This is a genomic window from Arsukibacterium sp. UBA5043 (assembly GCA_002415085.1).
In the GTDB taxonomy this organism is placed as follows: Bacteria; Pseudomonadota; Gammaproteobacteria; order Enterobacterales; family Alteromonadaceae; genus Alishewanella.
The window spans coordinates 357,492-377,977 of sequence record DIBV01000001.1; the positions used below are offsets into that span (position 1 = coordinate 357,492).

At 48.6% G+C, this 20,486-nt stretch carries 15 protein-coding genes; 4 read left to right on the forward strand and 11 right to left on the reverse strand.

Features of this window, described 5'->3' with window-relative positions; all coding sequences use genetic code 11:
• Positions 1–27: 27 nt before the first annotated feature.
• From B2Q61_RS01660 to fusA, 3 genes are all read right to left on the reverse strand, one after another.
• On the reverse strand, positions 28–996 hold the full coding sequence (locus B2Q61_RS01660) for an alpha-E domain-containing protein (RefSeq protein WP_290616424.1): 969 nt from the start codon (positions 994–996) through the stop codon (positions 28–30).
• A 3-nt stretch (positions 997–999) separates the two neighbouring features.
• Positions 1,000–2,457: a circularly permuted type 2 ATP-grasp protein gene (locus B2Q61_RS01665; RefSeq protein WP_290616422.1), complete on the reverse strand. Its 1,458-nt coding sequence runs from the start codon at positions 2,455–2,457 to the stop codon at positions 1,000–1,002.
• A gap of 176 nt (positions 2,458–2,633) precedes the next feature.
• Positions 2,634–4,739, reverse strand: coding sequence for an elongation factor G (fusA, locus tag B2Q61_RS01670; protein ID WP_414631466.1), 2,106 nt, complete (start codon positions 4,737–4,739; stop codon positions 2,634–2,636).
• Between the two features lie 178 nt (positions 4,740–4,917).
• Between fusA and B2Q61_RS01675 the strand changes: the two genes are divergently transcribed.
• A complete protein-coding gene (locus tag B2Q61_RS01675; protein ID WP_290616418.1) occupies positions 4,918–5,628 on the forward strand; it encodes an SIMPL domain-containing protein in 711 nt (236 codons plus the stop codon).
• 66 nt (positions 5,629–5,694) lie between these two features.
• Here B2Q61_RS01675 and B2Q61_RS01680 read toward each other — a convergent pair whose 3' ends face one another.
• Both B2Q61_RS01680 and B2Q61_RS01685 read right to left on the reverse strand, forming a co-directional pair.
• A complete protein-coding gene (locus B2Q61_RS01680; protein WP_290616416.1) occupies positions 5,695–6,426 on the reverse strand; it encodes a glutaredoxin in 732 nt (243 codons plus the stop codon).
• 153 nt (positions 6,427–6,579) lie between these two features.
• Positions 6,580–8,481, reverse strand: coding sequence for a CHRD domain-containing protein (locus B2Q61_RS01685; protein WP_290616414.1), 1,902 nt, complete (start codon positions 8,479–8,481; stop codon positions 6,580–6,582).
• A 257-nt stretch (positions 8,482–8,738) separates the two neighbouring features.
• Between B2Q61_RS01685 and B2Q61_RS01690 the strand changes: the two genes are divergently transcribed.
• Complete coding sequence (locus B2Q61_RS01690; RefSeq protein ID WP_290616412.1) at positions 8,739–9,086, forward strand: nuclear transport factor 2 family protein; 348 nt, start codon at positions 8,739–8,741, stop codon at positions 9,084–9,086.
• A gap of 55 nt (positions 9,087–9,141) precedes the next feature.
• Here B2Q61_RS01690 and B2Q61_RS01695 read toward each other — a convergent pair whose 3' ends face one another.
• Both B2Q61_RS01695 and rimO read right to left on the reverse strand, forming a co-directional pair.
• Positions 9,142–9,603: an MgtC/SapB family protein gene (locus B2Q61_RS01695; protein WP_290616410.1), complete on the reverse strand. Its 462-nt coding sequence runs from the start codon at positions 9,601–9,603 to the stop codon at positions 9,142–9,144.
• Positions 9,604–9,755: 152 nt separating this feature from the next.
• Positions 9,756–11,159, reverse strand: coding sequence for a 30S ribosomal protein S12 methylthiotransferase RimO (gene rimO, locus B2Q61_RS01700; RefSeq protein WP_290616408.1), 1,404 nt, complete (start codon positions 11,157–11,159; stop codon positions 9,756–9,758).
• A 188-nt stretch (positions 11,160–11,347) separates the two neighbouring features.
• On the opposite strand from rimO, the gene ahr reads away from it, so the two are divergent.
• The gene (gene ahr / locus B2Q61_RS01705; RefSeq protein ID WP_290616406.1) at positions 11,348–12,349 is read left to right on the forward strand and encodes an NADPH-dependent aldehyde reductase Ahr; all 1,002 of its coding nucleotides are present in this window, start codon (positions 11,348–11,350) and stop codon (positions 12,347–12,349) included.
• A gap of 58 nt (positions 12,350–12,407) precedes the next feature.
• Here the strand turns inward: ahr and B2Q61_RS01710 are convergent, their stop codons facing one another.
• Complete coding sequence (locus B2Q61_RS01710) at positions 12,408–12,920, reverse strand: DUF1993 domain-containing protein (protein ID WP_290616403.1); 513 nt, start codon at positions 12,918–12,920, stop codon at positions 12,408–12,410.
• Between the two features lie 185 nt (positions 12,921–13,105).
• Here B2Q61_RS01710 and B2Q61_RS01715 point away from each other — a divergent pair, with 185 nt between their 5' ends.
• Positions 13,106–14,746, forward strand: coding sequence for a response regulator (locus B2Q61_RS01715; RefSeq protein ID WP_290616401.1), 1,641 nt, complete (start codon positions 13,106–13,108; stop codon positions 14,744–14,746).
• A gap of 52 nt (positions 14,747–14,798) precedes the next feature.
• Here the strand turns inward: B2Q61_RS01715 and B2Q61_RS01720 are convergent, their stop codons facing one another.
• The 3 genes from B2Q61_RS01720 to B2Q61_RS01730 are packed head-to-tail and all read right to left on the reverse strand — an operon-like array spanning position 14,799 to position 20,481.
• Positions 14,799–17,951, reverse strand: coding sequence for an efflux RND transporter permease subunit (locus B2Q61_RS01720; RefSeq protein ID WP_290616399.1), 3,153 nt, complete (start codon positions 17,949–17,951; stop codon positions 14,799–14,801).
• Between the two features lie 9 nt (positions 17,952–17,960).
• Positions 17,961–19,202 (reverse strand): efflux RND transporter periplasmic adaptor subunit, encoded by a 1,242-nt coding sequence (locus tag B2Q61_RS01725; protein ID WP_290616397.1) that lies wholly within the window; start codon positions 19,200–19,202, stop codon positions 17,961–17,963.
• Positions 19,195–20,481: a TolC family protein gene (locus B2Q61_RS01730; RefSeq protein WP_290616395.1), complete on the reverse strand. Its 1,287-nt coding sequence runs from the start codon at positions 20,479–20,481 to the stop codon at positions 19,195–19,197. The genes B2Q61_RS01725 and B2Q61_RS01730 overlap by 8 nt, the downstream gene beginning before the upstream one ends.
• Between the last annotated feature and the right edge of the window lie 5 nt (positions 20,482–20,486).

Sequence of the window (20,486 nt, forward strand, 5' to 3'; positions counted from 1 at the left end):
CGCAGCCATAACGCAGTCAGCCCAGTCTCAGGCTGAGAGCTGCTGGCTTTGCTGGCTGCTCGTTGGCTCTACGATCACCTGGTGCAACGTTATAATACCAGTCTGAATTTTATCAATCAGCACATGCAGTTGTTTTGTTGATAAATCAGTTAACGGCTGTTCTTTTAGCAGATCCTGTAGGGCATATACCTGTTGTAAAATACTGCTGCTGTGTGGCAGGGTTCTGGCCGAGGCCGCCACCCGGTTTAAACAATACGCAATAGACCGCGGGAAATCAGCATAGGTTAACAGGTAATCGATAGCATCGACATCGCCACTTTGTTCAGCAACATAGTAATGATAGGACTCTATGCCGCCTAAAGCATTAAGAATAGAGGTCCAGCGAAATTTGGGCCGTTTAATCTGGGTAGGCTGCAGTTGTTGTAACACCAGCACATCCATAATCCGGGTGGTCATGTCAGCCCGCTCCAGTAAGCGGCCACTGTTAAACAGATCAAAAGCATCGCCGCGTAACATTACCCCATCTAAAACACCCACTACCATCTGACAGCGCCGGCTGACTTCAGTCATCAGGTTGTAGCGGTGTTGCCTGCCTTGCAGTTGCTGGCAGTGCTGCTTTAAGAATAAGTCCAGTTTATTCAGCTCCTCCCACATATCCCGTGGAATAAGCTGACGAATGGTGCGGGCATTAAATTTTAATTGGCTGCAGGTATAGCGGATCGAGACCGTGCTGTCTTTGTTACTGATTAAATGCGACATCACTGCACTTTCAATACTGGCTTGCTCCGGCTTAGCATCGGCGGGTAGCTGATAACTATCCAGTGCTTTGGCGCTATTTAGCCCCATTACATCCAGCAATACCGGCCAGCTGAATTTAGTATCTTTATGGCTGTCTATCAGCAAATGGCTGGTGGCATTGACCAGACGGGCAGTATTATCTAACCGCTCCAGATAACGACCAAGCCAGAATATATGTTCAACTGATTTTAATAGCATGGGTTATACCTCATCATTAATGATCCAGGTGTCTTTACTGCCACCGCCCTGGGAGGAATTGACAACAAGGGAGCCTTTGGTCAGGGCCACCCGGCTCAAACCACCCGTGGTACAGTACAGCTGTTCTCCCTGCAAAATAAAAGGTCGCAAGTCAAGGTGACGTGGTTCTAGCACCTCGCCACATAAGGTGGGCGCCGTTGACAGATTTAACGTAGGCTGGGCGATAAAATTGCGGGGGTTCGCCTCTATTGCGGCAGCCATTTGTTGCTGTTCGGCCAGGGTAGAGCGGGGGCCGATTAAGATGCCGTAGCCGCCAGACTCGTTGGCTGGTTTAACCACCAGTTTATCCAGGTTTGCCAATACGTAGCTTTTTTGCTTGGGATCAAGACAAAGAAACGTTTCGACATTGTCGATAAGGGGTTGTTCTCCGAGATAATAGTCGATGATTGCCGGCACGTAGGCATACACCACTTTATCGTCTGCCACGCCGGAACCCGGCGCGTTGGCAATGGCAACGTTGCCTTTGGCCCAGGCCTTGATCAGGCCAGGGATCCCGAGCACCGAGTCGGGCCGGAAGGCTTGTGGATCGATAAACACATCGTCCACCCGCCGGTATATCACATCTACCCGTTTTTTACCGCGCAGGGTTTTTAACCATACCACGTCATCTTCAACATACATGTCGTGGTTTTCAGCCAGTTCTATGCCCATCTGCTGAGCCAGAAAGGTATGTTCAAAATAAGCAGAATTGTAAATACCGGGCGTTAGCAAAACGATACAGGGCACTTCACCATCGCGTGGCGACAATGATGCCAGCATTTTCCACAATTGATGCGGATAGTCATCTACCGGGAAAATAGTCGAGTCGGCAAATAACTCCGGAAACACCCGTTTCATTACGGTACGATTTTCCAGCATATAAGATACGCCGGAGGGCACCCGCAGATTATCTTCTAATACCAGAAACTTACCGCTGCCATCGCGCACTAAATCAGTGCCGCAAATGTTGGCCCATGCTTTATACCGGGGCGAAACCCCCTTACAGGGTTGCAGATAATTGCGCGACTGCAATACCAGTTCGCTGGGAACGATACCGTCTTTCAGAATTTTCTGGTCATTATATAAGTCATCAATAAACAGATTAAGGGCGTGTAAACGCTGTTTCAGACCATCACTGGTAAGTTGCCACTCGCTGCTTGGTATAGTGCGGGGCATCACATCCAGCGGCCAGGCCCGGTCAATATTGTCACCATCGGCGTACAGGGTAAAGCAGACCCCCATGTCGCTAATCGTCTGATTTATCAATGATTGTCTTCTGATTAATTCGCTGGGGCCATGTTTGTCTATAAAACGGGCGATGGCAACGGCGGGGCGTCGAATACTGCCATTGGCACTAACAAGTTCGTCAAAACAGTTGGCGGTTAACGGGTAGCCCCCCTGAGTAAAACTGGTTGAGCTCATCGGCAACTCCTGGTAAAGCGCAATGCTTGTATTGCGTATGGGTCAGTAAAGTAAGCTATTAACTGTAGCAAGGCTTATGCCATAGAGCCAACCTCGGTTGTTGCGTTTGCGCTTCTGCCAAATAAAAAGGCCCCGCCGATGTGCACCGGAGGGGCCTTTTAACGCCGTTTAACTACTTAGTTTTTAGCAGCAGCAGCTTTCTTTTCTTTTTCTTTGGCAATAACCGTTTCTGCAACGTTGCTCGGGCATGGTGAATAATGCGAGAACTCCATAGAGAACTGACCACGGCCAGATGTCATGGTGCGCAGGCTACTGATGTAACCGAACATTTCTGACAGTGGTACGTCAGCTTTAATCCGTACACCCGTAACACCGGCTTCCTGGCCAGAAATCATGCCGCGACGACGGTTTAAGTCACCGATAACATCACCAACGTGATCTTCCGGGGTAAACACGTCAACTTTCATGATAGGCTCAAGCAACTGGGCGCCAGCTTTTGGAATTGACTGACGGAAAGCGCCTTTGGCAGCGATTTCGAACGCGATAGCTGATGAGTCAACGGCGTGGAAACCACCGTCGAATACTTCAACTTCAACGTCTAATACCGGGAAGCCAGCCAGAGTACCGGTTGACATCATTGACGCAAAGCCTTTCTCGATAGCAGGCATAAACTCTTTTGGTACGCTACCACCGACTACGGTTGATTTGAAGGTAAAGCCAGAGTTCTGCTCGCCCGGACGAATACGGTAATCAATTTTACCGAACTGACCTGAACCACCAGACTGTTTCTTGTGCGTGTAGCTGTCTTCAACTTCACGGGTAATGGTTTCACGGTAAGCAACCTGCGGTTGACCTACTACTAACTCTACGCCGTAAGTACGTTTCAGAATGTCTACTTTGATATCTAAGTGTAATTCACCCATACCTTTGAGGATGGTTTCACCAGAGTCAACGTCAGTTTCCACCCGGAACGTTGGATCTTCAGCAACCATCTTACCGATGGCAATACCCATTTTCTCAACTGAACCTTTATCTTTTGGTGTTACAGAGATCGAGATTACCGGCTCTGGGAATACCATTGGTTCAAGCGTACATGGGTGCTTAGGATCACACAGGGTATGACCGGTCTGGGTGTTATTTTTCATACCAACCAGGGCAATGATATCACCAGCCTGTGCAGTGGTCAGATCGATACGGTCATTAGCGTACATCTCTACCATACGGCCGATACGTTCAGTTTTGCCGGTAAATGAGTTCAGGATGGTGTCACCCTTGTTCAACACACCAGAGTAAATACGGATAAAGGTCAGGGCGCCAAAACGGTCATCCATGATTTTGAACGCTAACGCGCGGAATGGCTCATCAGCAGAAACGATAGCGTGCTGACCGTTTTCATTACCTTCTTCATCAGTCAGCGGCTGTGGAATAACTTCAGTCGGTGATGGTAAGTATTCAACTACCGCATCTAACAGTAATTGCATACCTTTGTTTTTAAAGGCAGAACCACAGAAAGTCGGGAAGAAAGCCAAATCACGGCAACCTTTACGTACGCAACGCTTAATGTCTTCAATTGATGGCTCTTCACCATCCATATAAGCCATTAATAAGTCATCGTCCTGCTCTAAAGCGGTTTCAATTAACTGAGTACGGTACATTTCAACGTCATCAGCCATATCAGCTGGTACGTCGGTGACTTCATAGTTTTCTGGCTGGCCGGTTTCATCCCAGATGTAAGCTTTCTGGGTTAACAGGTCAACCACACCCTTGAAGGTATCTTCACGGCCGATTGGTAACACCATGATCAATGGGTTTGCGCCCAGTACTTTCTTAACCTGTTCGGTAACACGGATAAAATCTGCGCCGATACGGTCCAGCTTGTTTACGAAGATCAGACGTGATACTTCAGCATCGTTGGCATAACGCCAGTTAGTTTCTGACTGTGGTTCAACACCGCCAGAACCACAGAATACACCTACGCCACCATCTAATACTTTCAGTGAACGGTAAACTTCAACGGTAAAGTCAACGTGTCCCGGGGTATCGATAACGTTGAAACGGTAGCCTTTCCAGAAACAGCTTACCGCTGCTGACTGGATAGTTATTCCGCGCTCTGCTTCCTGTTCCATAAAGTCGGTAGTCGATTCACCTTCGTGAACTTCGCCCAGCTTGTGGATTTTACCGGTCAGTTTCAGGATACGCTCGGTAGTAGTGGTTTTGCCGGCATCAACGTGGGCGAAGATACCAATGTTTCTATATAAGGATAAATCTGCTGACATAGTAATCTCAATAAGCTAGGGTTTGAAAATAGTGCGACAATATACAGGATTTTAAAAAGATTTGCAGAGAAAAAATGTTGTCGGTTGCTAATTTTTTATCCATGCTGTCAAGGCTGCCTGACATACGATTTTAAACAGCAGTGTCGCCAGTACCAGCGCCAGGTTTAATAATTAAGGAAAATGAATGAAAACACTCATCAGTATTATATTGTTCGTTAGTGCTTTTACCACATTGGCGAATGGCAGTTTGCCGGCGAACCGCCATGTGGCGGTGCAGGGTAGCGCCGAACTGACTGCCAGACCCGACAAAGCGCTGATTTCGTTTGATGTATCGAGTCTGCAACCGACAGCGCTTGAAGCAAAAGCTGATGTTGATAGCAGGGTAAATCAGTTTTTAGATGGATTAAAAGACTACGCGGTAACAACCGAAGGGGTAACGGCTTCCAACTTATTAACCGAACCTTATTATATTTATACTGATGGCGATGAGCAGCAATTAGCCGGTTATCGTGCAGAACGATCAATAAAAGTAGAGCTGACAAAAATCGACCAGCTGAATGAGCTAATAAACTTCGGTTTAAAAGTACAAGTTAATGAAGTGACCAATATCCAGTTGCAGGCTTCTGACAGCGAAGAAATGCAAACCAAAGTTACGGCCATGGCGGTAGCGAATGCCAAAATAAAAGCGCAGGCGCTGGCCAGTGCGTTTGATGCCAGGCTGGGTCGAATTTACAGCATCAATTCTAATACTCATCGTCAGCAGGGTGGTTACGAACGCATTGAGGTAACCGGCGCCAGGCTGGGCGCCGCAAATGCAGCGCCGGGCCGTTACTTACAAGCCACGGTAAAGTTTAGTAGTACGGTTGACGCCGTGTTTGATTTAACGGTTGAGTAATGTCTGTCTGAGCAGGTGGCAGGCACAGTGCCGGGACAGCAGCGGCCTGCCATCGGGGTTAAAAACTCACCACAGAAGCATAATCAGGCCACCTGCAATCATAAAGAGATTTTCAGATAGTGATACAAATCCCAGAGGAACATTACTGTCACCGCCTACACAGGCACATTTAAGCTCACGTTTGTCAATATAAACTGCCTTTATCACGGATATGGCACCTACGGTTCCTATAAAGAGCGAAAATGGGGCCACGGCTAATGCCGGAAGCTGAGCAATCATGCCAATACCGGCATACGCCTCGACAAAAGGGTAGATGTAACCGTAACGCAACCATTTCATGGCCAGTAAATCGTAGGTGATAAACGAGTTAGTAAAACTGTAAAGGTCTTTCAGCTTTTGTACCGCCAGCAGGGTCATTGAAAACGCAATAAATAGCATTAAAGTGCGGATTGAAGCGTAATCACCGGATACAAAATATTGCAACGCTATGGTCAGCAAAGCGGCAACAGCAAAAATCGCAATTACCGGGGTATAGGTGGTACCGGTTTGTCCGGCTTCGTCTTTACCAAAATAATCACGTAACTCGTCATAACCGCCGATCCGTTTGCCATTAATAAATGTCTGCGGAGTGGTTTTCACTCCATGCTGTTGTTTAAATTGCTCAGTTTGATCACGTGAAGTCAGTTTATGATCGTCTACTTTGAAACCCTTTCTTTCTAACAGGTCTTTTGAACGCAAGCCAAAAGGACAAATATGCTCATCGGTTACCATCCGGTATAGGGTGGCTGTTTTACTCATTCTGACCTCCTTTAATCAATGTCCTGTCAGCTGCGACATACCATGGTATCAGCATAAAAATTACAGCGGGTATAAAAATATAGCGGGAATAACAGTATAGCGGGAATAACAGTATAGCGGCGCCAACCGGCGCCACTAACCAATGTTCCAGTCTTACTCAATCTGTCCTCTGATTTCACCGCCAGGGAATGCCGGAGTATGGACATTAACATAATGACCACCGGCAGCTAACACAGCAAAGATGCTTTGAGTTAATGCCGCATCTGCCGGGGCCATCCAGCGATTAACGTTGTCAGCATCTTGTTCAAGACCAAGCAATACCGGACCGTTTTCACCGGCTATACCGGTATGAATATGGGCGGCGGTCGCATCTGCAACACCTGACGTCAGCACCTGGAGCTCCAGACTATAGTCACTTAATGCCACCAACGCATAGCCGTCTCCTGTAGCGGTTGTCGCGACAGCCGGCACTTCCTGCGCTCCGGATAACGGGAAGGTAAGCAGAGCGAAGTCATCACTGGAGATAATCTGACCCCGCAGCTCACCGCCCGGATTAGCCGGTGTATGCACATTGACGTAGTGGCCACCGGAGGCAAGCACTGCAAAAATGTCGGCATCCAGCAGGGTTTCGTCCGGGGTTACCCATTTGCCCGGGTTAGTCATATCCTGCTCAAGCGCAACTAACACATCGCCATTTATGCCCACTCGGCCAGTATGAATATGCGCCATGGTGGCATCATCAACACCCTCGGTCAGTGCCACTAATTCCAGGGTATAATCGTCAGTATTCACCAGCGCGTAGCCATCGCCCGATGCCATCGTGGTAACAGCAGGTACTTCCTGAGCACCACTTAAACCAAAGGTCGCGAGTACAAAGTTGTCGGTTAAAATCTGGCCACGTAACTCACCGCCAGGGTTATCCGGAGTATGCACATTGACATAATGTCCACCTGAAGCCAGTACTGCAAAAGTCGCTTCATCAATCTGGGTATCTTCCGGGGTCATCCAGGTACCCAGATCATTTGCAGATTGCACCAGACCTACCAACACATCACCGTTGTTACCAATACGGCCGGTATGAATATGCGCCATGGTGGCAAAATCGACCCCGTTAGTTACGGCAACAACTTCTACCCTATAATCGTCAGTATTAATCAAGGCATAGCCGTCCCCCGAAGCCTGAGTATTTACCATTGGCACTTCCTGCTGACCAGATAAGTCAAAGGTAGCTAGCACAAAGTTATCGGTTAGAATCTGGCCTCTCAGTTCGCCTGACGGATATTCAGGCGTGTGGACATTAACGTAGTGACCGCCGCCGGTCAGCACGTTAAAGGTCGCTTCATCAATCATGGTCTCAGCAGGTATAAGCCAAACTCCATCTTCCTCTGCTGCCTCCAGACCAACCAGTACATCTCCGTTAGTACCAACCCGGCCGGTATGAATATGGGCCATGGTTGCATCATCAACGCCTGTCGTGCGAACGGTCAGGGTAAGGTGATAATCGGTTTGATCTACTGCCGCATAGGCATAGCCAGTGGCCGCGGTTTCGACAGCTGGTACTTCCTGCTGACCGGATAGCGGGAAGGTGACAATCACTGTTTCATCGTTAACAATCTGGCCGCGTATCTCACCGTTCGGATAGTCAGTGGTATGCACATTGACGTACCACTCACCGTTTTGTAAATCAGCTATCACGGCATCAGTAATATCGGTTTCGGCAAGGGTATAAATACCATTGGTGCCTGCACTGAATGCAAAAGCAACTTCACCGTTAAATCCTAAATCACCATCATGAATATGAGCAGCTTCGACATTTTCAACATCAGACAAATCGACTGATGCCCGAATTTGTTTTAAATTTGCATCAAGCTCCACCGTGGCCGTTGCCATTTCATCGGTGATAACATTGGGTACTTGCTGAGCACCGGACAGACTGATATTAAAGGTTTGGGTCGCGGTAAATACCGGTGGCGGTTCAGGCAAGTCGTCGTCAGCGCCGTCAAAACAGCCTGCGAGCATAAAGAGCGGCAATATCAGATAAAGTAATTTTTTCATATTCAAACTCCTTTAATTGAAGAAGAGTTCGTCATTAAGAACTCAGATCGTCACTGCATCTTCAGTTACGGCCGATTCATCGAAATAGAGACAAATAAATCAGATTGTGTACAATTATCCGAAAAATAAGGTTAAACAAGTGCTACCACTGGCAGGAAAAGCGGGTAAATTGCACGGCTACGATAACGGCATATCGAAAAATTTAACCGCAGCGCGAAGCCTGACCATAAAAGACACTGATATAAGGGTAGTGCAATATGCCTGAGACTCAACCAGAATTAGCTGTACAACGTCAACTTGACGCTTACAACGCCAAAGATTTAGCGGCTTTTATCGCCTGCTATCACCCCGACATTGCTATATACCGGATGCCCGCTAGCACCCCTTCTCTGGTTAGTCGTGACGCCCTTGCTGCGTTTTACCAGACCGAGCGTTTTATGATCGCTGGGCTGCGTGCTGAGGTACTAAACAGAATGGTGGTGGGAAATAAGGTAATCGACCATGAAAGAGTATATGGCATAACGGAACAACCCTATGAGGTAGTGGTGGTGTACCAAGTACAGGACGGCCTGATACTAAACGCCTGGTTTTATCCGGTAGCATAAGTGCTCTCTGGCAGATGCAATAGCCTGAGCAAGGCTTAATATCAATCGTAATTAATTATTTATCTTCAGATAAATTTACCATTGTTTTAGCTGACGTTAACATTCGTAAAGTCACAAAGGTCAGTACGCTTAACACCAGCGCAATTTCCAGCCGTCCGGCGGCAACCGACAGCCCCATAGCACCGGTTAACCACAAACTGGCTGCAGTAGCGGTGCCGCGGACATAACTTTCACCTTTGACAACATTCTTCAGGATAGCGCCGCCACCGATAAAGCCAATACCGGTAATAATACCTTCCATTACCCGCGAGACTGCTTCGGCAGAGTCTAAAATTTCCTGACCAACCAGCATATAACCACAGGCCGCCACGGCAACCAGCGGAAAGGTGCGAAGGCCGGCCGAGCGCTCGTGTTTTTCCCGGTCCCAACCTATGGGTACCGCAAGTATAAAAGCAATCAGCATGTCACGAATATGTAATGCGGCAATAGTCCAGTCTATCTCCGGGATTAAGTTCATAGGTTTCGGCTACCTGACTGATTTATCGTCAATTAAACATAGCATAGTGTCTGGCTGCTGATAGTTAAACACGTTCACCGAGTGGTAATAGAGGATTTTTTTGTAAAACAGGCAGCCGAAGCTGCCTGTTTCACGTTTTTTTTGATAAACGCTTATTCAGCGATTGACGCCCATAAGTCATATTCGTCGGCTTCTTCGACAACGGCATCGATAATGTCGCCTGGTTTAACAATGGTTAAGCCGTTTAAGTACACCGCGCCGTCAATTTCCGGGGCGTCGGCAAAGCTTCGGCCAATGGCACCTTCTTCATCAACTTCGTCAATCAGTACTTTAATGGTCTTGCCAATTTTGCTTTGTAATCGCGCTGCGCTGATTGCCTGCTGTTTCTGCATAAAGCGGTGGTAGCGCTCTTCCATCACATCATCCGGCACCGGATCGGCCAGCTCGTTGGCTTTAGCGCCCACTACCGGGCTGTATTTAAAGCAGCCAACGCGATCAAGCTGCGCTTCGTCTAACCAATCGAGCAACATCTGGAAATCTTCTTCCGTTTCGCCCGGAAAGCCGACAATAAAGGTTGAGCGAATGGTTAGCTCAGGGCAAATCTGGCGCCATTTTTTAATCCGCTCTAATACCCGCTCAGCCTGACCGGGGCGTTTCATCAGCTTTAAAATCCGCGGGCTGGCATGCTGAAACGGAATATCTAAATAAGGCAGAACTTTGCCAGCGGCCATTAACGGAATAATGTCATCCACATGCGGGTAGGGGTAAACATAGTGCAGGCGCACCCAAATGCCCATTTCACCTAAAGCCTCACACAAGGACTGCATAGAGGTTTTTACCGGCGCGCCGTTCCAGAAACCGGTGCGGTATTTGACATCCACACCATAAGCGCTGGTGTCCTGAGAAATTACCAGTAACTCTTTAACGCCGGCATTTTTTAAGCGCTGCGCTTCATCCAGCACCTCACCGACCGGTCGGCTGACTAAATCGCCACGCATTGACGGAATAATGCAAAAGGTACAGCGATGGTTACAGCCTTCAGATATTTTTAAATACGCATAATGCTTGGGTGTTAATTTAACGCCATGGTCTGGCACCAGCATGGTAAAGGGGTCGTATTTTGGCTTGGGTACAAACTCATGTACCTGCTTTAATACATTTTCATAGCTGTGCGGGCCGGTAATACCCAGCACGTTAGGGTGCACCTGGCGAATTTCATCTTCCCGCGCGCCCAGGCAACCGGTAACGATAACTTTGCCGTTTTCTGCCAGTGCCTCACCAATAGTATCTAACGATTCCTGCACGGCAGAATCAATAAAACCACAGGTATTAACAATAACCAACTGGGCATCATCGTAGCTGGGGACAATATTGTAACCCTCGCTCTTTAATTGGGTCAGAATACGCTCAGAGTCAACCAGGTTTTTTGGACAGCCCAATGACACAAAACCAATGGTATTGCCGTTATTGGCAGCGGGTTTTGCCTGCTCTGCCAGCGCTTTGGCAGGGGTATCCAGGGTGGTGGTTTGGCTTGGGTCAAAGGTTTGTACTGTCATAGTGTCTCTGTATTAAGGCGCAGCCTGAAAAAAGTCGGCGGATTATACCTGAAAGTCGGGTAAGAAACAGGTGTTACTGTATGAATTTTAGCCAATGTGGGTTTATTTCCGTGCACCGAAGCAGATCTGGTCAATACTGTTAACTGTATAGTCAATGGTGACAGATAACTAAACCAGACGGAGAGAATATGATTAATGCATATGCGGCAATGGCAGAGAAAGGCAAACTTGAGCCCTGGCAGTATGATCCAGGTAAACTCGGCCGGCAAGAGGTGGAAATTGCGGTCGATTACTGCGGGATCTGCCACTCAGATATCTCAATGTTGAATAACGAATGGGGAATGTCTTCGTATCCGCTGGTGGCAGGGCATGAAGTAGTGGGCAGAATTTCTGCTGTTGGCTCTGATGTCACCCATTTAAAACAGGGACAGGTAGTCGGGCTTGGCTGGCAGTCAGATTACTGCAACGTGTGCAGCACCTGTGGCAGCGGCGATCATAACCTGTGCAGTAGTGCTGAAAGCACCATTGTCGGCCGCCATGGCGGTTTTGCCGACAAAGTGCGCGCTAACGCCAGTGCAGTCATCCCTTTACCTGAAGGGATGGATGCAAAAACTGCCGGCCCCCTGTTTTGTGGTGGTATTACCGTGTTTAACCCTATGGTGCAGTTTGACGTCAAGCCCACTGATAAAGTGGCAGTAATTGGCATTGGCGGCCTGGGCCATATTGGCTTGCAGTTTCTACGGGCCTGGGGCTGTGAAGTGACCGCTTTTACTTCCAGCGACAGTAAAATGACTGAAGCAAAAAAATTGGGTGCCCATCATTGCATTAATTCCCGCAGCGAAGCTGATATTGAAAAGGCGGCAGGCCAATTTGACTTTATTATCTCCACCGTCAATGTAAAACTGGACTGGAATTTATATTTGTCGACGCTTAAAGCCAAAGGCCGGCTGCATTTTGTCGGTGCAACATTAGAGCCTTTAGATATTGGGGTGTTTAATTTAATTATGGCGCAGCGTAGTGTGTCAGGCTCGCCAGTGGGCAGCCCGGCAACAATAGCAAAAATGTTGGATTTTGCGGTCCAGCATGACATCAAGCCGGTAGTGGAAACGTTTAAATTTAATCAGATTAATGACGCGCTGGCGCACTTAGAAAGTGGTAAAGCCCGCTATAGGATTGTGCTGGAACGCTAGGCTTATAATAAAAACGCCGGGTAAATTACCCGGCGTTTTATACGTAAATTTCAGAAATTTAAGATTTGTAAGGCAAGGCACCCAGATAATCTTTTTTACCCACGTCTACGCCATTGTGGCGCAAAATGGCGTAACTGGTGGTGATATGAAAATAGACATTAGGCATAACATGCTGAATTAAGAAATCATATCCGTCTAAATATTTCCCTTCCCAGCGAGGCTGGCTAACATGTTGCGTGGCAGCATGATCAAAGTCTGCCTTTGTAAAGCTGGCCAGATAATCAATGGTATCCTTAATGCGTTGCTGCAACTGCGCTAAATTAACTTCGTCATCTGCATGCTTTGGCGCACTGTCTACCTGGCCGGTTAAGCGTGCTGCGCCAAGTTTAGCGCTGTCGCAGGCAATTTGTACCTGGCGGATAAGGGGAAACTGATCCGGTGCCAGCCGGGCGTTTAACAATACCGTGACATCAAACTTTTTCTGCTCCGCATAAGCGGCGCCTTTATCCAGAATCGCGCTGAGATTTTTCAACATTTTGCTATTTTGCACTACGGTCAAATCGTAAAACATGGTGTGGCCCTCTGGCTTAGTTCATTAAACGCTATATTGCTGAGTTTGGGGTTATACATCATTAGGGCAAGGCTCGGCAGGGATTATATTTTCAGCAATGGTAGCGCTGATTTTTTATTTTTTGCTAATGTAGCAGGCGAACGGTTAGTATGAATTAAATTAACCTTAGGATAAGACGTCAGTCCATGGAACAGGAAGAGCTTACCGCCTTAACTAAACTTAATGTACTAATCATAGATGATCAGATACTGGTACAGAATGTCATTAAATCAGCGCTGTTTGAGCTGGGTATAGAAAACATTAAATGTGCTGAAAATGCGTATTATGCGCTGCGATTATGCGAAGAAACGACCTTTCATGTGGTAATTTGTGCTTTTAATGTGCAAAGCGATAAAGATGGTTTTCATTTGCTCGAAGAGCTGAAATTTAAGCGCCATGTCACCAAATGTACGGTGCTGATTTTTTTAAGTGCCGAAACCAGTGAAGACTTAGTAAACAGTATTGTTGAACTTCAGCCGGATGATTTCTGGGTAAAGCCATTAAGTAGCAAGCATGTTCAAAACAGGTTGCCAGTAACCCTGGAAGTAAAACGCACCTTATTTAACGTATATCAGGCGATAGACCGGCAAGACTACAGTAAAGCCATATACTTTGCCGAGCGCCATTTACTTAATGTTGGTTTGAACAAATACCATCTGCAAATGAAACGGTTAAAAGGCGAATGTTTGCTTAATTTACGTGAGTTTGCCGAGGCAGCCAGATACTACGACGACTTGCTTAAGGCTCATCACAAAGTGTCCTGGGTGTATCTGGGCTACATTAAGGCTTTATTGCAACAAGATAAGCTTGCTGATATTCAAGAATTGCTACAACAGCTTACTGATAAAACCGATACCCGTTTCGCTACTTATGACATGTTGGCGCATTACTACATCGGTAAAGAAGACTATCAGCAAGCGTACACTGAGATAAAAAAAGCCAGCCGGCTGGCACCGCGCAATATCGAACGCAATAAACGCGTACTCGATTTAGCAAGACTAAATCATGATCATGCCGGCCAGTACCATGCCACCATCGCTATGGCTAAGTTCGCCAGAAACTCCATCCATGATTCACCATTATTGCGCCTGAATGTGGTGCGCTCAGCGATCGATTATGCTACTACTCTGGATAAAGCTGATGCGTTAAAAGTGCTCAGTCAGGCAGATTTATTATTAACTGAGCTGGAAAAACAGTTACCGCTGGCCGCTCAGCTGAAAGAGCAGCTTTTGGTGGTCAGAGCGCGATTACACACCGCCAGAGAAGAGCGGCCAAAAGCAGAAAGCATTGTTGATAATCATTTGAGTTTACGACCCACTACGTCGGTAGAAGATAACCTTGATAAAGTGAAAGCCTTGCACGAGTTGGGCCGGCGGGAAGAAGCGGTAAACCTGCTTGATGCCATTAAGCGCCAAATCGCCGGTAATGGCCTGACCAACCAGGTAGTGAGCAAGTATATTGAACAGGAAGCAGCCGAGCGTACCGCAATACATTTTACCCCACAGCAGTTAAACCGGATGGCCGTAGAGTTTTTTAAGCGCAATAAATTTAATGCCGCGCTCAACTCGTTAGAGCAAGCGTACTCATTAACACCGAATAATATGAACGTGGCGTTGAACATTCTGAAAGTACTGGTGGCGATGCAAGATCAGGCGCCTTTAGATGAAGGCTGTATTGCGTTGGCAAAAAGCATCAGGCAACAATTGCAGTACGCAGAACTGATGGAGTCTGAGCAACAAAAAATATTTGAGCATTACCAACAGCAGTTGCAATCCGTTTTAGCCTGAGTAGTCAGCTCACTGCCAGCCAGAAGCTGGCAGTGATTCACGCGGCAAGTTTTCAGGCCAACGCAGGTTGCCGTGTACGCTGGTGTACCAGTTTGTAAAGGGTTGGCAGCAGCAAAAGGGTTAACAACGTGGCGGAAATAATACCGCCAATTACTACCGTTGCCAGCGGCCGCTGTACCTCAGCGCCAGTGCCGCTGTTAAACGCCATTGGCACAAAACCAAGGCTGGCAACCAGTGCGGTCATTAAAACTGGTCGTAGCCGTTGCAGCGCGCCTTGCTCAATAGCCTCCAGCAGGTTAAGGCCTTGCTGCTGTAGCTGTTTTATCATCGCCAGCATGACCACGCCGTTAAGCACGGCAATACCAGATAAAGCAATAAAGCCGACTGCTGCAGAGATTGATAGTGGCATGTCGCGTAGTATTAACGCAGCAAGCCCTCCGGTTAATGCCAGCGGCACCCCGCTAAATACTAGTAAGGCATCTTTTGCCGAATTAAGCGCACTGAACAGCAAACCAAAGATCATCAGTAATGTTAGCGGTACCACCCACATTAGCCGGTCAGACGCCGATTGCAGTTGCTCAAATGTGCCGTCATACCCAAGCCAGTACCCCGTGGGCAGGGCGAGCTCTTTTGTTATCAGCTGCTTGGTGTCAGTAATGAAACTACCAAGATCCCGACCTGATACATTGGCGCTGACCACAATATTTCGCTTAGCACTTTCGCGGTTTATCTGATTGGGCGCCTCAATTTCGCTAAAATGTGCTACTTCGCCAAGTGGGACATAGGTCAGTTCAGTACTCTCGCTGTTTTCGTGGCGACGGAAGGGCAACGCTACCGGCAGGCGTTTTAGTTGTTGTGGGTCGCTTCGAAGCGCCTCGTCTGCTCTGATAATAAGGTCAAATGCCTTGTCACCTTCGTAAATGAGACCGGCTTGTATTCCACCCACCATGGTTTGGATACTGCGTTGCACGGTCGCCATATCGATACCCAGTAATGCCAGATGCTCCCGGTCGGGTTCAATCGACAACATCGGTAAGCCGTTTGCCTGCTCCATTCGCACATCGACCGCCCCAGGCACGGTTGCCAGCAATGCTGTCGCCTGTTCAGCAAGCCTGGCCAGGGTATTTAAATCATCACCATAAATTCTAAGGGCAACATCGCTGCGCACCCCGGCAATCAACTCGTTAAAACGCATTTCGATAGGTTGGGTAAACTCATAGTTATTACCCGGCACGTCTGCAACGGTTTGGCGTAATAACGCCACAAAATCAGCTTTGCTCATGCCGGGGTCGGGCCACTGTGCTTTTGGTTTAAGCATAACAAAAGTGTCTGCCACATTAGGTGGCATGGGATCAGTGGCAATTTCTGCGGTACCCAACTTGCTAAATACCCTTTTTACCTGCGGCAGCGCTGCAATTTCACGTTCCAGCAGCAGTTGCATCTGCAGCGACTGGTTTAAGCCGGTACCAGGTATACGCAGTGCATGCAGGGCGATATCGCCTTCATCCAGCTGTGGCATAAACTCACTACCGAGCTTGCTGCCTTGCCAGAAAATTACCGCCATAACGAATACCGCCCCACTGATAAATAGCACTGAGTGGCGCAAGCTCTGCCTGAGTAATACCGAGTAACCACGTTTTAAGGTGTGCATTAGCGCCGAGTCCTGCTCTTTCACTTTGCCACGGACAAAAATGGCCACTGCGGCCGGCACAAAAGTAATCGCCAGCAGCACAGCACCGGCCAATGCGGCAATAACGGTAAAGGCCATCGGATGAAACATTTTGCCCTCAACGCCGCGTAGCGCAAAAATAGGCAGGAATACCAGCATAATAATCAGTACACCAAACACGGCCGGGGTAAACACCTCACGGGTAGCCAGATACACTTCACTTAAACGCTCTTCGAGGGTTAATAACCGGCCTGTTCGGTGCTGCGCCAAGCCTAAGCGGCGCAGACAGTTTTCGACCACGATCACTGCACCATCCACCATTAAACCAAAGTCGATAGCGCCTAAACTCATCAGATTGCCACTGACCTTATTGAGGGCCATACCGCTAATGGCAAATAGCATGCTTAGCGGAATAACCAGGGCGGTAATCAGCGCGGCGCGAATATTGCCCAGAAAAACAAACAGCACCACGATAACCAGCACTGCGCCTTCAAACAGGTTTTTCTGCACCGTAGCAATAGTTTTGTCTACCAGGGTGGTCCGGTTGTACACAGCCTCTGCACTGACACCGTCAGGCAATGAGCGGTTAACCTCGAGCAGTTTTTCTGCCACGGCACGGGAAACGGTGCGACTGTTTTCACCCATCAGCATAAAAACGGTGCCCAGTACCGTTTCTTCGCCATTAAGGCTGGCCGCACCGGTGCGCAGCTCCTTCCCGAAATACACGTCGGCGACATCGCGCAGCCGCACCGGCGCATCATCATGTTTTGCGATAATCAGCGAACTGATGTCATCAAGGTTACGCAGTTGACCCGGTGAGCGCAACAGCCATTGCTCGCCTCGTTGCTCTATATAACCGGCGCCAACATTGCTGTTGTTGCGCTCAAGCGCATTGGCGATATCATCCAGGGTCAGTTTAAACGCTAACAGCCTGGCCGGGTCGGGCGCCACCTGATACTGACGTTGATAGCCACCAATGGTGTTTACCTCTGTCACCCCTTTGACGTTAACCAGCTGCGGTTTTATCACCCAGTCCTGCAGGGTGCGCAGATCTTCTGCGCTATAAGCTGTACCATCGTCTTTTAGGGCGTCATGGGCAGCGCTGACGGTATACATAAAAATTTCACCCAGCCCGGTGGCAACAGGTCCCAGGGTTGGATTTGTCTCTGCGGGCAATTTGGCCCGAACCGTCTGTAAGCGTTCAGCGACCTGCTGTCGTGCCCAGTAAATATCGGTACTGTCATTAAAAACAACGGTTACCTGTGACATACCATAGCGCGACAGTGATCGGCTGTATTGCAGCTTTGGCAAACCGGCCATGGCATTTTCGATAATTATCGTTAGCCGTTGCTCCGCCTCCAGCGGCGAGTAACCCGGTGCCGCAGTATTAATTTGTACTTGGACGTTGGTAATATCAGGCACGGCATCCATAGGCAGGCGCTGAGCATTGTATAAACCAGCGACAATGAGCAGCAGGGTTAACCCCAGCACCAGATAACGGCGGCTAAGGGCAAACTTTAATAGCATGTTAATCATGGCGCACTCCTAATGATCATGGCTGGCGCCTGATTTCAATATGTCGGCTTTAAGCACAAAGCTGTTGTCAGTGGCGTATTCAGTACCGGGTTTAAGGCCTGAGGTGACTTCTATATAGTTATCGTCTTCACGGCCAAACTGCAGCATCCGCACTTCAAAGGTATTGCCGTAGCGGGCAAATACCACCGGCATATCCCGAAAGCGCTGAATAGCGCGTTTCTGCACAGCTAATGCTACCGGTATGGTTGCTGTCAGTACCTCAGCTTTGATATGCATACCTGGCCGCCAGTAGCCATTACTGTTGTCCAGCACGGCGCGTGCCCGCGCTATATGGCCTTCAGTCATCTGCGGGGCAATGTAACTTATGTTGCTGTCGGCGCTTTCACCGTGATGCAAGCTGAATACGGACACCGGCATACCGACACGCAATTGGTCGATATCGTTAGGAAAAGCAGATAGCTCGACATAGACGCTGCTGAAATCAACGATGTTAAACAGCACCTCGTCGCGGATCAGCTCATTGTTATTAAAGAAACGGTCGGTAATAATGCCGTTTGCCGGCGATACAATATCGTACATTTTTAAAGTTGTGGCGTTGCTAATACGGGCAATTCGCTGGCCCTTAGTGACCCTGTCGCCTTGCTGCACCAATACCTCCGTCAGCGTGCCGGAATAGGGCGCTTTTACGCTATAACGGGCGGTAGGCGGGCTACTGATCACGCCAAATAAATGGGTTTTCTGGGTCAGTACCTGCGCTTGGGCGATATCAGTGCCAATACCCGCTAAGGCAAAAATTCTGTCATTCAGTTCAACCCTTCCTTCAAAGCTATCGTAATGCCAGTGGTATTGCTGGCCCTGATAGCTGAGGCTAATATCAACGCGATAGGAGTGAGGCTCAGCGATGCTGATATCGCCGACCAGGTACTGCTGCTCCGGGCTAAACCGGATATCATCCTGCTGGCCATCCAGCCGGTGCAGTGTCACTTTAGCATCCAGCGCAGTGGCTGAAACCGGCTCACCATTGGCATAGGCATACAAACGCATTTCCGGCGGTATACCTGTTTCAAAAATGGTTACTTCCACCGCAAAATCAGCATGAGTTAACAATCTGCCGCCATGCGGGCCCTCAGCCTGTTCAGTTGCATGTGCATCGCTATGGCTGTCATGTCCGCCAGCGGCCTGTGCCGTGCTGAAAAAAAGGAGTAGTAACACTGCCAGCAAGCTGGTCAGTATGGTCGGTGTCTTATTCATAGCTTTGCTCCAATGCAGCGCCAGGCAATGTGGTAGTCAATGTCATAGGTAGGCCGGTAAGGCGCTCCAACTCAAGTAGAGTCAGATGAAAGCGGCTTTGGCTTTGGATTAGGTCATGTTCTGCCTGGGCCAGCTCTTCTTCGGCGGATAACAGGCTTAACAGGTCAAGCTGGCCTTGCTGATAGCTGCTCAGGCTGGTTTGCCACAGTTTTTTTGCTTCTGGTAAAAGCAGGGTATCAATGGTTTGCACAGTATTGCGCAGGTGCTGCAAATTTAACCATTGCTGCTTCATCAGCAGGGCGAGTTCGCTGGCGGCAAGCTGCTGCTGCCTGGCTATAAGTGCTTGATTTTCAGCATGGGCGAGACGACGCCCTTCATTGGGATCAGTAAGCGTTAGCGGCATGCTTAAGCCAAACACCAGGGCATGGTCGTTGTTAGCCTGGTTGCGTCTTAAACCGGCAGAGATACGGACGTCGGCCTGACTGTTGGCCTCGGTTAAACGCAGCTGACTTTGCGCCACGCGGTGCTCGGTCAGATAGCGCTGCAAAGCTGCGCTTTGCTGCAGCTGTTGCTGCAATGCTGGTAACGCGGGTAATTGCGGCAATATGGCCAAATCGCCAGTTACCACAGAAAAATCAGGTTCGGCATTCCATCTGGCTGCCAGACGGTATCGACGATCTTGAATACTCTGTTGTATATCTGCCAGTTCGATCTGGCTGCGTAGCAGTCGCAGTTTAATCCGGCTGATATCCGCATCCAGCAAATTACCTGCGTTACTGCGCAATCTCGCGGTGTCGAGCAGCGCTTGTTCCCTGCTAAGCTTTTCACTGGACCATTGTTGTAAATGTTGCAAACGCAATAGTTCTAAATATAACGATGTGGTCGCTGCCAGCACGTCCAGTCTGGCCAGTTCATAATTATCACGTTGCAATTGGCTTTGCTGTTGTGCCAGTTCTACCCGGCGCTCGCGTTTTTGTCCCAGCTCAATTTGCTGACTCATGCTCAGGGTAAGCTCTGCAGCTTTAAGGCCCTGGTTATCGCCTGTGCCCAGCACATTTTCAAGCGAGACATCCAGCTCAGGGTTAGGTTTAATATTAGCTTGCAGTTGCTGAGCTTCAGCCATTCGCAATTGATACGGAAACGCTTGCAGCGTTGCGTCATGCTGCAAAGTCCGTTGTAACGCCTGAGGCAGCGCTAGTGTTTGCGGCTGTTCTGCCGCATACGCAACCGAATAGCTTGTTGCCGCCAGCAAAGCCGGCAGCACAAATGTCATACGCATAGGTA

Excerpts from the sequence above, each read along its gene's own strand:
- B2Q61_RS01660 (WP_290616424.1), bottom strand. The coding sequence starts at position 996 with ATGCTATTAAAATCAGTTGAACATATATTCTGGCTTGGTCGTTATCTG.
- rimO (WP_290616408.1), bottom strand. The coding sequence starts at position 11,159 with ATGACAGTACAAACCTTTGACCCAAGCCAAACCACCACCCTGGATACC.
- ahr (WP_290616406.1), top strand. The coding sequence starts at position 11,348 with ATGATTAATGCATATGCGGCAATGGCAGAGAAAGGCAAACTTGAGCCC.
- B2Q61_RS01710 (WP_290616403.1), bottom strand. The coding sequence starts at position 12,920 with ATGTTTTACGATTTGACCGTAGTGCAAAATAGCAAAATGTTGAAAAAT.
- B2Q61_RS01720 (WP_290616399.1), bottom strand. The coding sequence starts at position 17,951 with ATGATTAACATGCTATTAAAGTTTGCCCTTAGCCGCCGTTATCTGGTG.
- B2Q61_RS01695 (WP_290616410.1), bottom strand. The coding sequence starts at position 9,603 with ATGAACTTAATCCCGGAGATAGACTGGACTATTGCCGCATTACATATT.
- B2Q61_RS01725 (WP_290616397.1), bottom strand. The coding sequence starts at position 19,202 with ATGAATAAGACACCGACCATACTGACCAGCTTGCTGGCAGTGTTACTA.
- B2Q61_RS01680 (WP_290616416.1), bottom strand. The coding sequence starts at position 6,426 with ATGAGTAAAACAGCCACCCTATACCGGATGGTAACCGATGAGCATATT.
- B2Q61_RS01685 (WP_290616414.1), bottom strand. The coding sequence starts at position 8,481 with ATGAAAAAATTACTTTATCTGATATTGCCGCTCTTTATGCTCGCAGGC.
- B2Q61_RS01730 (WP_290616395.1), bottom strand. The coding sequence starts at position 20,481 with ATGCGTATGACATTTGTGCTGCCGGCTTTGCTGGCGGCAACAAGCTAT.
- B2Q61_RS01715 (WP_290616401.1), top strand. The coding sequence starts at position 13,106 with ATGGAACAGGAAGAGCTTACCGCCTTAACTAAACTTAATGTACTAATC.
- B2Q61_RS01690 (WP_290616412.1), top strand. The coding sequence starts at position 8,739 with ATGCCTGAGACTCAACCAGAATTAGCTGTACAACGTCAACTTGACGCT.
- B2Q61_RS01675 (WP_290616418.1), top strand. The coding sequence starts at position 4,918 with ATGAAAACACTCATCAGTATTATATTGTTCGTTAGTGCTTTTACCACA.
- B2Q61_RS01665 (WP_290616422.1), bottom strand. The coding sequence starts at position 2,457 with ATGAGCTCAACCAGTTTTACTCAGGGGGGCTACCCGTTAACCGCCAAC.